Source organism: Bradyrhizobium sp. HKCCYLRH3059, assembly GCF_051168035.1.
Lineage (GTDB): Bacteria > Pseudomonadota > Alphaproteobacteria > Rhizobiales > Xanthobacteraceae > Bradyrhizobium.
The window spans coordinates 346,588-358,470 of the sequence record NZ_JBNPUF010000006.1 but is presented as its reverse complement, the minus strand read 5'-3'; the positions used below and the strand labels follow the sequence as shown (position 1 = coordinate 358,470).

At 63.8% G+C, this 11,883-nt stretch carries 10 protein-coding genes; 7 read left to right on the top strand and 3 right to left on the bottom strand.

Annotation, left to right across the window (positions count from 1 at the left end):
* The first annotated feature begins 3 nt into the window (after positions 1-3).
* Positions 4-1,497 carry an HWE histidine kinase domain-containing protein gene (locus ACQR13_RS20790; RefSeq protein ID WP_315712612.1) on the top strand — a complete coding sequence of 498 codons (1,494 nt, stop codon included), beginning with the start codon at positions 4-6 and terminating at the stop codon, positions 1,495-1,497.
* Positions 1,498-1,511: 14 nt separating this feature from the next.
* On the opposite strand, the gene ACQR13_RS20785 is transcribed toward ACQR13_RS20790, so the two are convergent.
* The gene (locus ACQR13_RS20785) at positions 1,512-3,794 is read right to left on the bottom strand and encodes an FdhF/YdeP family oxidoreductase (RefSeq protein ID WP_315711825.1); all 2,283 of its coding nucleotides are present in this window, start codon (positions 3,792-3,794) and stop codon (positions 1,512-1,514) included.
* A 285-nt stretch (positions 3,795-4,079) separates the two neighbouring features.
* Positions 4,080-4,640 carry a type 1 glutamine amidotransferase domain-containing protein gene (locus ACQR13_RS20780; RefSeq protein ID WP_315711823.1) on the bottom strand — a complete coding sequence of 187 codons (561 nt, stop codon included), beginning with the start codon at positions 4,638-4,640 and terminating at the stop codon, positions 4,080-4,082.
* Between ACQR13_RS20780 and ACQR13_RS20775 the strand changes: the two genes are divergently transcribed.
* From ACQR13_RS20775 to ACQR13_RS20765, 3 genes are all read left to right on the top strand, one after another.
* Positions 4,630-5,163: a hypothetical protein gene (locus ACQR13_RS20775; RefSeq protein ID WP_434841144.1), complete on the top strand. Its 534-nt coding sequence runs from the start codon at positions 4,630-4,632 to the stop codon at positions 5,161-5,163. The two genes, ACQR13_RS20780 and ACQR13_RS20775, sit on opposite strands and share 11 nt — an antisense overlap.
* Before the next feature lie 440 nt (positions 5,164-5,603).
* Positions 5,604-5,795 (top strand): DUF3072 domain-containing protein, encoded by a 192-nt coding sequence (locus tag ACQR13_RS20770; RefSeq protein ID WP_316175373.1) that lies wholly within the window; start codon positions 5,604-5,606, stop codon positions 5,793-5,795.
* 130 nt (positions 5,796-5,925) lie between these two features.
* Positions 5,926-6,213, top strand: coding sequence for a hypothetical protein (locus ACQR13_RS20765; RefSeq protein WP_315711818.1), 288 nt, complete (start codon positions 5,926-5,928; stop codon positions 6,211-6,213).
* Positions 6,214-6,227: 14 nt separating this feature from the next.
* On the opposite strand, the gene ACQR13_RS20760 is transcribed toward ACQR13_RS20765, so the two are convergent.
* A complete protein-coding gene (locus ACQR13_RS20760; RefSeq protein WP_316170200.1) occupies positions 6,228-7,595 on the bottom strand; it encodes a glycoside hydrolase family 3 N-terminal domain-containing protein in 1,368 nt (455 codons plus the stop codon).
* A 214-nt stretch (positions 7,596-7,809) separates the two neighbouring features.
* Between ACQR13_RS20760 and ACQR13_RS20755 the strand changes: the two genes are divergently transcribed.
* From ACQR13_RS20755 to ACQR13_RS20745, 3 genes are read left to right on the top strand one after another with little or no spacing between them, the layout of a single operon-like run.
* Positions 7,810-9,288: a DUF4153 domain-containing protein gene (locus tag ACQR13_RS20755; RefSeq protein ID WP_316202370.1), complete on the top strand. Its 1,479-nt coding sequence runs from the start codon at positions 7,810-7,812 to the stop codon at positions 9,286-9,288.
* A gap of 23 nt (positions 9,289-9,311) precedes the next feature.
* Positions 9,312-10,013, top strand: coding sequence for a response regulator transcription factor (locus ACQR13_RS20750; RefSeq protein WP_316202371.1), 702 nt, complete (start codon positions 9,312-9,314; stop codon positions 10,011-10,013).
* Positions 10,010-11,611: a sensor histidine kinase gene (locus tag ACQR13_RS20745; RefSeq protein WP_316202372.1), complete on the top strand. Its 1,602-nt coding sequence runs from the start codon at positions 10,010-10,012 to the stop codon at positions 11,609-11,611. Before ACQR13_RS20750 ends, ACQR13_RS20745 begins: the two co-directional genes overlap by 4 nt.
* Positions 11,612-11,883: the final 272 nt, after the last annotated feature.

The window sequence follows — 11,883 nt, the reverse complement described above, 5'->3', positions numbered from 1 at the left end:
ATGATGGAACATGCGAAGGTCAACATCCTCTTGGTCGACGATCAGCCGGCGAAGCTGCTGGCCTACGAGGTCATCCTGAAGGAACTCGGCGAAAACCTCGTAGTCGCCACGTCTGGTCGCGAGGCGCTCGAAATTCTGCTGAAGAACGAGATCGCGGTGATTCTCGTCGACGTCTGCATGCCTGAGCTCGACGGCTTCGAGCTGGCGCAAATGATCCGTGAGCATCCGAGGTTCCAGAAGATTGCGATCATCTTTATCTCCGCCATCCAGGTGAGCGACTTCGATCGCCTTCGTGGCTATGAGATGGGCGCCGTCGACTACGTGCCGGTTCCTGTCGTGCCGGAGGTGCTGCGCGCCAAAATCAAGGTTTTTGCCGAGCTCTATCGCAAGACACGCGAGCTGGAACATCTGAACCTTGAGCTGGAGGACCGGGTACGGGCCCGCACCGCCGAGCTTGAGCGATCGACAGCAAAGCTCGTCGAGAGCGAGCAGCGTCGGAGCATGGCGATCGCGGCCGGCAGGATGGGCTCGTGGGACTGGGACGGTGTCAATGGCGACTGGATGTGGGACGAGGGGCAGTACCGCATCTTCGGCGTCACGCCGCAGAACTTCGAGCTGAACACCGTGAACATCATGGCGCTGCTGCACCGGGAGGATGCCGAGCGCGCCCGCCAGGTGGTCGCGGAATTCAGCCGTGGCGCGACGTCGTATGAGGCTGAGTTCCGGATCCACCGGCCCGATGGCGAAGAGCGGTGGTGCGTGGGAACGGCCGCGGCGACCACCGACAGGACCGGCCGCGTGGTCCGCGTCAGCGGGGTCACGATCGACATCACCGAGCGCAAGCGCGCCGAGGAACGCCAGAACCTGCTGACCCGCGAGGTCGATCATCGTGCCAAGAATGCGCTGACCTTGGCTCAGTCGATCGTTCGCCTGACCAAAGCCGACAGCGTGAAGACCTATGTCAACGCGGTAGAGGGGCGCATCAGCGCACTGGCCCGCGTTCACACCATCCTCTCGCTATCAAGCTGGGAAGGTGCGAAAATAGGTAGGTTGGTGGCCGAAGAGCTCGCGCCCTATGCAACCGGCGGCCAAGTCGCCTTTGACGGCGTCGATCTGCAGCTTGAGCCTGCGACCGCGCAGACGCTGGCGCTGGCGCTGCACGAGCTGGTGACAAACTCGGCCAAATACGGCGCGCTGTCGGTCCGCTCCGGGCATCTCTCGGTCAAATGGAGCATCGAGGATGAGCGCCTGGATCTGATCTGGATTGAAACCGGCGGTCCCTTGGTGCGCGCGCCGACCTCGCGCGGCTTCGGCACGCGCAGCCTGATGGCCAGTGTGGAAAGCCAGCTCGGTGGGCGCGCCTCGTTCGACTGGCGTCCCGAGGGATTGGTGTGCCGGCTGGTCGTCCCGCTCCGCCCCGGCGCGACCCCGCCGGAGATCACGAGCCCTTGCGCAACGGCGGCGCCGGGCGACGCACGACAACGGGCTGCTGGCTGACCGCTCCGGATAGCTCAGGCCATGTCGCGCGAGATCCGGACCGGGATCGACTTGGCGGCGGGCACCTTGCTCCCTTCCGCGTAGTGCCATAGCGGAATCAATCCGTTGCATTCGGGGTAGTAGGCCGCAACGCTGTAGCGCGGAATGTCGAACGCCACTGCCTGGAGCCCGCCCAGCGAGCGCTCCACGCCGTCATCGGCCTCGGTCGAGAGCCGAACCGGCTCGCCCTGCTTGATGCCCAGATCAGCCATGTCGCTCGCGTTCATGAAGACGATCTGACGGCCACCGGTGACGCCGCGAAACCGGTCGTCCTCGTTGTAGATGGTGGTGTTGAACTGGCCGTCGGCGCGCAAGGTCATCAGCTGGTAAACGCCATTGCCTTCCTCCGGCGGATTGAGCGCCGCCTTGGGCACGGTGAAGTTCGCCTTGCCGGTCGGCGTCTTCCATTTGCGTTCGCGGGCACCAAGCGGCCGCGGAAAGCCGCCGGGCTCAAACAGGCGCTTGTTGAAGTCTTTGAACTGCTCGGGATAGGTCCGCTCGATCGCGTCTCTGACGCGCGCGTAGTCGCCCACCCAGGCATCCCAATCGACGCGCGGATTTGGCTTCAGGGTGGCCTTGGCGAGACCGGCGACAATGGCTGGTTCCGACAACAGGGTCTCTGCGACGGGTTGGCGCTGCCCGCGCGAGCCGTGAATGCAGGTGGTGGAGTCCTCCATCGAGACCGCCTGATCTCCGCCTGCCTGCCGGTCGATTTCGATGCGGCCGAGGCACGGCAGCAGATAGGTCACCTCGCCTGGGACGATGTGGCTGCGATTGAGCTTGGTTGCGATCTGCACCGACAGCCGCAGCTTCGACCACGCCGGCTCCATCAGCGAGCGTTCAGGGACGGCGCGCAGGAAGTTACCGCCGAGACTGACGAAGCCCTTGACGTCCCCCTTGATGATGCCTTGGCAGGCATCGACCGTGCTGAGACCGTCCCAACGCGGCGGCTCGAACGAATAGAGCTCGGCAAGCTTGTCGAGCGGCACCAACTTGGTCTTCTCGGAGATGCCGACGGTGCGTTGCCCCTGAACGTTGGAATGGCCACGAACCGGCGAGATGCCGGCCCCCGGCTTTCCGATGTTGCCGCGTAACAGCAGCAGGTTGACAATCATCTTCGCGGTTTCGACGCCATGCCGATGCTGGGTTATTCCCATCCCATAATTGGCGATCACGGCGTGCGAGCCTGCGTAGACCTTGGCAGCCTCCAGAATGGCGCCGCGCGTGAGGCCGGAGGAGCGTTCGATATCGCTCCACGACGCCTGCCGGCAGCAGGTTGCGAAAGCTTCGAAGCCGGACGTGTGCCGCTCGATGAAGGCGACATCGAGCACGGGCGGGCTCTTGGTCGCGACCGCGGCATCATCCGCCTCGATCACGGCCTTGCACAATCCGAGTAGTGCCGCACCATCGCCGCCAATGCGCAGCTGATGATACTGCGTGCTGATCCGCGTTCCCCCCGTCAGCACCATTTGAATGGGATTTTGCGGATTGGTGAAGCGCTCCAGCCCACGCTCCCGCAGCGGATTGAACGTGATGATGGGCACGCCGCGTTGTGCCGCCTTCTGCAACGGATGCAGCATGCGCGGCGAGTTGGTGGTCGTGTTCTGGCCGAAGAAGAAGAAGCAATCCGCCTTGTCGAAATCCTCAAGGAGCACCGTACCGACGGGGACGCCAATCACCTCCGGCAGAGCAACTGATGTGGATTCGTGGCACATGTTGGAGCTGTCGGGAAAATTGTTGGTGCCGTACATGCGGCCGAAAAGCTGATACATGTAGCTCGTCTCGAGCGAGGCCCGGCCCGACGTGTACATGACGACCGAGCGTGGATCGAGCCTGTTCAACTCCGCCCCGATGTCGCGAAGGGCCTCGTCCCAGCTCACGGCAACATAGCGATCCGCCGCAGCGTCATAGCGCATCGGATGAGCAAGACGCCCCTGCTCTTCGAGCTGATGATCCGACCAGGATCGCAATTCTGTCAGACTGTGCCGAGCAAAGAACTCCGGTCCGACTGTCTTGCCGGTGATTTCCCACGCGGTCGCCTTGGCGCCATTCTCGCAGAATTCGAACGGGTGCGGCTTTGCCGGCTTGGCCCAGGAGCAGCTGACGCACATGAAGCCGCCTGGCTTGTTCTGTTTCAACAGGATCTCGCTGCCAAGCAGGGTCACCTCCTCCTGCGTCAGGATGCTGGCGACCGCGTGCACCGAACCCCATCCGCCGGCCGGAGCCCTGTAGTCCTGGATTTTTGCTTTCTCGCTCACGACGCTCTCCGCGGCCTGTTCAAAAGCGGCAAACCCGGGATGAGCAGCGAAGTTCCGATTCCTCACTGAACGTTGCGAGGCTATCGTCGAAGTCCCGCGGGCGAAGGTCCGCGCTAGGAATTGGGAACGACCCGGCCCGCCGCGAGTCATTTCCATGCCTCTGGCGGCGTTCCCCCATCTCGCTGGAGGCACTCCGTGTGGACTGCGGCCCAGCGTTCGACCCCTCGGGCGCTGGGCCCGTCCCACTGAGGTAGCCGGGTTTTCTCCCGGCTTCCGATCTCAGCATCAAGCCGCGCTGCGCTTGAGATGGCGGCCTTCCTTGACCTCTTCGATGATCTTGGCGCTGAAGGCTTCCAGATCTCCGGGATTGCGCGAAGTGATCACGCCCTGATCGACCACGACCTCCGCGTCCTGCCAATGCGCGCCGGCATTGGCAACGTCCGTCTTGATCGATTTGTAGGACGTCATCTTTCGCCCCTTGGCAATTCCGGTCTCGATCAGGAGCCACGGCGCATGACAGACCGCCGCAACGATCTTCTTGGCTTCAAAGATCTCCTTGATGAACCGCAGCGCCTTCGGCTCGAGCCGCAGCAGATCCGGATTGATCTGACCGCCCGGCAGCACGACGGCGTCGTAGTCCGAAGCAGACGCCTGGTCCAACGTCTTGTCGACCTTGACGGTCCGTCCCCAGTCCTTCTCATCCCAGCCCTTGATCTCGCCCGGCGCGAGCGAGATGATCTCGACGGTCGCGCCCGCCTGCTTGAGCCGATCGCGCGGCACTTCGAGCTCGGATTGCTCGAACCCGTTGGTTGCGAGGATCGCGATCTTCTTTCCCTTGATATCCATTGGACTCTCCTGGCCATTCGACACCGCCGGCAACCTCGCGCTGGTCTCCATGTTCCGCCTGGCAGGCCGGGCGGATCGTCACAACTGGTCGATCGAGTCAGCGCTCGCCTGGGTGGAACCAGCCTGCCTATGGCGCCGTTTGTTTGGACGTCCCTGCCTTGAATGGATGGGCGGCGTCGAGCGGCACGGCATCGCTGCATCGGCGGATCGCAATCTGGAGGCGCTCGTGCCCTACGCATTGTTTGAGAATGACGAACAGATGACCCGCCCGTTTCGCACCGAGCGCGAGGTCTGGGAGGCCGCGGAACAGGCCGATCTCATCACGCTCGGCACGCATGGCGAGAAAATCCTCGACAACAATTTCGAGATCAAATCATGCGAGGCCACACCGGAAGAGCTTACCGCCGCGCCGCCGGACATCGTATTGCCCGAAGCTCACACGCCCGATGCTGATCGAGGGAGCCGGACTACCGACCAATCTTTCTCCTCACCGGCCAAATTGAAGATGCGGACGTCCTCATGACCCGGCGCAGGTTGGCCTTTGCGGCTCAGGTGATCGTCGGCCATGTCGGTTCCAGGCCTGATCATCGGACTACGGACGAGCGGCGGATCACTCGGCCTTACCGCCAGCGTCTCATGCGCGCCGGGCGCCGCGCTGCTTGCGAGGCAGTCGGCTCGCTTCCTCCAGCTTGAGCCGCTCTCGCTGTTGCCGCAGCCGGTCAAGCGTCTCCAGCATGTGGTGCAAAAGCACTTCGGCGGCCGCCGTCGAGGCCCGAGCTCGCCGTAGCTGCACGATTTCACGGCGCTGCCGCCCGACCCGGAGACGCATACGGTCGATTTCGGCTCGAACCACACATAGATCGCGCATGAAGCACCCGAGCAAGAGTAGGATCGCGCAATAGAACAAAATAGGAACACTTTGCAAGCTTTCCCGTTGAAGCCGGGCAACAACGGGAGATCCCCATGGCCGAACAGCTGCAGAAAGATCCCGAGGACTGGGTGTCCGGAGCCGATCCGATGACGGATACCCAAGCTTCCTACTTGAGAACGCTCAGCGAGCAGGCTGGCCGATCCGATCCCACGCGAGCGGAGATGACGAAGGCTGAAGCGTTCGAACTGATTGATGAGATGAGACGCGCCGCAGGGTTGGATTGAACCGGCATATTCGACTCACCAGGACGATGGGTCGGCAGATCGGTATTCCAATGTTGGCGATGCCGGTCCGAAGCTGTCGCGAATCAGAAATCGGTCGTTTAGTCTCCGCGGCATTTCGCGGGAGTCCACCATGGTTGCGGACAGTGACAGCAAGGTTGCCTGGCATCGCGCCCAGCTCAAAAAGAATCGCGCGACCTTGAAACAGATCGAGACGGCGCGGTTCACGGTGGGCGAGAGCGCCGATGCGAAGGCGCTTGAACAGACCAAGCGGCAGGTTGCGGAACTCCAGGTCAAGATCCGCGAATCCGAGCACCTCATCGCTCAGCACGACAAGCAGACGCGACGCCCGCTGGCGACCGACCTGCGAAGCCTCTCGAATGTCGCTTGGCGCAACTGGACCGGCAATGGCCCGCGCTGAGGGCTCGCTGCCATTCAGTCCACGATCTTCTGATGCACGCCTCCAGGCTGTTGCATAACCGTAGACACATTCGACGGCTGTGATTTGCCAACCGTCGGCGCCCAGCGCTTCAGTCGCTCATCGCTCCTGCTGATTGCATCGAGGTCGATGCGTCCTTCCGCCAGAGCCTCCTTGGCGCAGGCGAGCGCGCGGTGGAACTGGGTGCCGTCATAGGCCACCAGCAACAGATCGGCGCCGCCGTTGAGAGCCTCCACGACAGCTTTGCAGAGATCGCGGCCGTAGATCGCCCCCATCACGATATCATCCGTCACGATCACGCCCGGATAGTTCCAGCGGCCGCGAATGAGTCCCTCGAGCACGGCTTTGGAATGTGAGGCAGGCCGCTCTGGATCGATCGCATCGACCGTCACGTGACCGACCATCATTGCCGCGTGCGAGCCCTGCAGCACCTGTCGGAACGGCCGCCAATCCGACCGTTCCAAGACATCTGCCGGCGTGCCGAGCTGTGCCGAGAAATGATGCGTATCGGCTGCGACGCGCCCCAGACCAGGGAAATGCTTGACGGCCGCGCGGACACCGCTTGCTTCCAGGCCACGGACGTAACCGAGCGCAATGTCGCCAACCACCGCGGGATCGTTGGAGATCGCGCGGCGGCCGATCAAGGTGTGAAAGTCCAGTCGGTTGCGTGTCCAGCTCGGGCGAAGGTCGACGACCGGAGCCAAATTGAAGGTGATGCCGGCAGCCGCGAGAGCCTCACCCTGGGCGCGCCCCATCGCGAACGCATCCTGCGCGCGCCGCGAGGCCGGCAGATCGGCCAGCGTTGCGAGGCCGGGCATGTTCGGCAGGGTCGGAGACAGGTGTGCGACGGCGCCTCCCTCCTGATCCGCCGCAACCAGCAGAGGCGGCAGCCCGGCACTCCGGCGCGCGTCCTGCAATCGCGCCATCTCGGCGCGCAGCTGAGGCTCGGTCCGGCCGCGGATGTTGTGGTGTGTCACATAGACGCCCGCGATCAACCCCTGCCGGGCCAACGCGGCTGCGTCATCGACGGCCGTGTAACCGACGATGAAATGCCGGCCGAGCAGATGCGCCACGTCGGGGGGCGTCCGGAACGTCTCGTACTTGCGCCAGGCAAACATGAACTGCGTCGACGTCAGCATGATCAGCGGAACGCACCATGCTACGACCAGAGCGCGTCCGGCGGGCCCCCGCCGCCACCGACCGCCGAGCATCAGCAGCAGCGGAACGGCAAGCCCGATGAGGAGCAGGGCTGCGTGGCCGCTGCCCCGCAGCCGAACCAGATAGGGCTCGTTGCTGTTCAGCGTGACGAAAATGAAGAGCAGAGCAAGGATCCAGAGAACCGCGGTCCTGATACGTCCGAGCATGTGTGCAGCCGATCATCCGAGGGGAAAGACGGCCATTGCCGTAACAATCACGTTTTCCCTGCGCCAGATGTGGAATCGCGTCTGCACGAAATCTGCAAACAAATCCTGAAATGCTGCAGATCCCCTCGTGAGCTGCTGCATGGGCAGGCGTCATGCTTGGCTCATCGGCTTGTGCCTCCCGGCCCGAACGATGACCCAAACCAAGGATTCTTCCATGACGACTCTCGCCGAGCCGACGGCTGCGCCCGTCGCGCCCGATTCGATGTGGCTCAAATTCGCCATCACTGCCGGTCTCGTCGGCCTCGCCGACACGCTGCTCTACAACGGCCGGCCGATCGGCCTGGCATTCCCGCTGTTTTTCGCCGCGCTCGCCGCAGCGAGCATTCTCGCCAATCTTGCCAAGACCGATCGAAACCGTCTGGTCGGAGCTGCAGTTCTCTTCGTTGCCGGCCTGGCTCCCGCCATCGAGGAGCTGAACCTGCTTTCTTTTCCTGTCCTGCTGCTCACGACGCTGTCGGCTATCACGCTGGCGACCAACCGATCCGCGCGCGGCTTCCGGCTTCCGCTGACCGCCGCGCGGCAGTTGCTCCTGATCGGGCCGTTTCGACTGATACCTGATGCGATCGTGACGCTGCGCGCGAACATGATCACGCGAACTCTCGTTGTCTGGAGCATTCCGCTGGCACTCGGCTGCGTGTTCTTGGCTCTGTTCGCAGCAGCCAATCCGGTCATTGAGCGGTGGTTCGCCGTCCTCAGTCCCGAGCGCGTCGCCTCCCAACTCACGATGGGGCACGCGATCTTCTGGCTCGTGACGTTGTCCATGGTCTGGCCATTCGTCAACCTTCGCTGGCGCGAGCGGACCACGACCTCGAGCCCGCCGATCGAAAGCGAGCCCGATCAGCCGTCAATCCTGACGACCGTGCTCGGCCCTGAAACCGTGATCCGGGCGCTGATCCTGTTCAACATCCTGTTTGCCCTCCAGACGGCGCTCGACGGCGCATATCTGTGGGGACATGCTGCGCTTCCGGACGGCATGACCTATGCGACCTATGCGCACCGAGGCGCCTACCCCTTGATCGTCACGGCGCTGCTCGCGGCTGCCTTCGTCATCGTCGCCGTCCGCTCCGAGACCACGGCAAACGAGTCGCGACTGGTCCGGCCGCTGGTCTATCTCTGGGTGGCTCAGAACGTGATGCTGGTCGTGTCCTCGATTCAACGGCTTCACATGTATATCGAGACTTATGCTCTGACCTATTGGCGAATCGCGGCCCTGATATGGATGATCCTGGTCGCGATCGGCCTGATCCTCATCGTGCTCAGGATCGCTCTCGACAAGTCCAACGCATGGCTCATCCGTATGAACCTGCTGGTGCTCTCGGCGACCATCTACGGCTGTGCGCTGATCAATTTCGACCGGCCGATCGCAGACTTCAATGTCTCCCATAGTCGTGAGGCGGGACAGAGCGGCCCTCTCATCGACGGCTCCTATCTCGTCTGGCTCGGACCCGAGGCACTGCCGGCCATCGAGCGGGCGATGCTGTTGCGACCGACGGACCGAGGGCTGGCCAGCGACCGTGATCGGCTCCTTGAGCAACAGGAAAGCAGCATGGCGTCCTGGCGATCCTGGAGTTTTCGCGGCTGGCGCCTGCAGCGCTATCTCGATACACATCCTGTGTCGCAGAAACCAAGCTGATGCCTCGCCGCGGAGTAGAGCTCGTGTCTCCCCGAATCCTCATCGTCGACGATGACCCGCATATCCGCGAAGTCCTGCGCGTGGCCTTGAGCAAGGCCGGCATGGCGGTGAGGGAAGCCGCCGACGGCCGCGCTGCGCTGACCAGGGTCACCGAAGACCGTCCGGACCTGATCGTGCTCGACGTCGGCATGCCGGAGTTCGACGGCCTCGAGGTCTGCCGGCGCATTCGCCGGACCTCGCAAGTGCCGATCCTGTTCCTGTCGGCCCGCGACGAGGAGATCGACCGCATTCTCGGGCTCGAGATCGGCGGCGACGACTACGTGACAAAGCCGTTCAGTCCGCGCGAGCTGGTTGCCCGCGTCAACGTCATTCTCCGCCGGGTCGCGAACGGCGGAGGTGATCGCTCGGCCGAGCCGGAGAAGCTCGTCCATGGCCGGCTCCGGCTCGACCCGCAGCAGCACCTGGCCCGTTTCGATGACATGCCGCTGACGCTCACCGCGCTGGAGTTCAGCATCCTGCGCACGCTGATGACGCGTCCTGCGGTCGTGTTCAGCCGCGAGCAGATCATGGCCGCCGCCTATCAGCTCAACATTCAGGTCTCCGACCGAACGATCGACAGCCACATCCGCAACATCAGAGCGAAGCTCGCAGCCGCGCATTGCGAGGACGCGATCGAGACGGTCCATGGCGTGGGCTTCCGGCTCGGCCGCTGCGGCACCCCATGATCGCGCCCAAGCCCAAGGCAAAATGGCGGCCGTCGCTGGGACAGATCGTCTTTGGCGTGCTGGCGCTGGTCGGCACCTTGCCGCTCGTCGGGCTGTTCTTCTTTCGCATCTATGACAACCAGCTGATCCGCCAGACACAGGCGGAGCTGATCGCGCAGAGCCGTGTCCTCGCGGCGGTCTTTGCCGAGGAGGTTTCCGCGCGCCTTGCCGCTGGCCTTCCGCTCGGCGCCGAGATCCCGCCCGAGTCGCGTCCGGATGCGTCCGACGAGGTGACGCCCATTCGCCCCCTGCTCGATCTCCTGGCCAACGATCTGTTCGTCCGCCGCCCCGACGCCCGCGACGCGGCCCATCCTGCGGATCCGGCCTACGTCGCGATCGGCGCGCGGCTCCTGCCGATCGTCAGGGAGACGCAGAAGGTCACCTTGGCCGGGTTTCGCGTGCTCGATCCTCAAGGGGTCGTGATCGCCGGCCGCGACGAAATGGGCAAATCACTCGCTCATATCGACGAGGTGGCCGCCGCCCTGAAGGGACGCTACAGCGCCGCGCTCCGCATTCGCATTCCGGACAAGGCCCCGCCACCGATCTATTCGATCAGCCGCGGCGTCGGCGTCCATGTGTTCTCGGCCATGCCCGTGATCGTCGATGATCACGTCGCCGGGGTCATCTATACCTCGCGCACGCCCCGCAACATCTTCGAGCATCTCTATCAGGAGCGCGGCAAGTTCATCGCCGCCGGCTCCACCATTGTCCTCATGACGCTGCTGGTCGGCCTCATCGTGGCGCGGACGATCACACGGCCGATGCGCGAGCTGGTCGATCGCGCCGGCAGGATCGGACGCAACGATCCCGCCGGTTTCCGTCCGCTCGCCCATTACGGCACCCGCGACTTCGCGGAGCTCGCCGAGCACTTCTTCGCCATGGCCGAGCAACTGGCGCAACGCTCCAACTACATCAGGAGCTTTTCCGCGCATCTGACGCACGAACTCAAGTCGCCGCTGACCTCAATCAAGGGCGCAGCCGAGCTGCTGCTCGACTCTCTGGCCAGCCCTTCCGAGACCTTGACACGCGCCGAGCAGGAGAAATTCCTCACCAACATCCTTGGCGACGCCGACCGCCTCGCAGCGCTGGCCCAGCGCTTGCGCGAGCTGGCACGGGCGGAGACGGTCTCGACGGTCGAGGCCGGTACCATAGCCGAGGCCGTCGGCACGCTGCGAGTGCGTTTCCCGTCGACCGTCATCGAGACGACCGGCCCGGTCGAGCGCCGCACCACGCTCCCGAACGAGACCGTGCTGATCGTGCTCACGCATCTCGTCGACAACGCCGTCCGGCATGGCGCCCGGCGCATCCGCCTCGAGGCCGAGGAGAGCAAGGAGATGCTGATCGTCATCGCCAGCAATGACGGCGATCCGATCTCACCGGAGAACCGCGACCGCATCTTCGATGCCTTCTTCACGACCCGGCGCGACAGCGGCGGTACCGGTATGGGGCTATCGATCGTGCGCGCCATCATGGCAAGCCATGGCGGCGAGATCTCTCTGCGGCCGGGCGACAACGGTGTTGCGTTCGAGCTGCGGCTGCCGATCGAAGGTATCCCCTGACGTCGATCTGAGATAGCGCGATCTATTGGCGCCACGTCAAAGTTGCCTCCGGCCGCTCCGTGACAGCCGGCAATCCCCACCTCATTCAGGTCCTTGCCGGCGAGGACCTTCTCCCATTCGTTCGTATACGAGCAATCTATGCCACGGTGCCGCCGGCTGCATGGGGCGCCCGAGAATGCCGCACATCTGCATCGCAATTCGCAAATGACTTGGACCCGCGATCCGCGTTAGTCTTCGCCGCGATTGCACCATCGGCCAGCGTCCCGCTTGGC

Bases quoted from the DNA above. Each gene is read 5' to 3' on its own strand.
- ACQR13_RS20790 (WP_315712612.1), top strand. From the start codon at position 4: ATGGAACATGCGAAGGTCAACATCCTCTTGGTCGACGATCAGCCGGCG.
- ACQR13_RS20780 (WP_315711823.1), bottom strand. From the start codon at position 4,640: ATGGATATCAAGGGAAAGAAGATCGCGATCCTCGCAACCAACGGGTTC.
- ACQR13_RS20770 (WP_316175373.1), top strand. From the start codon at position 5,604: ATGGCCGAACAGCTGCAGAAAGATCCCGAGGACTGGGTGTCCGGAGCC.
- ACQR13_RS20765 (WP_315711818.1), top strand. From the start codon at position 5,926: ATGGTTGCGGACAGTGACAGCAAGGTTGCCTGGCATCGCGCCCAGCTC.
- ACQR13_RS20760 (WP_316170200.1), bottom strand. From the start codon at position 7,595: ATGCTCGGACGTATCAGGACCGCGGTTCTCTGGATCCTTGCTCTGCTC.
- ACQR13_RS20755 (WP_316202370.1), top strand. From the start codon at position 7,810: ATGACGACTCTCGCCGAGCCGACGGCTGCGCCCGTCGCGCCCGATTCG.
- ACQR13_RS20745 (WP_316202372.1), top strand. From the start codon at position 10,010: ATGATCGCGCCCAAGCCCAAGGCAAAATGGCGGCCGTCGCTGGGACAG.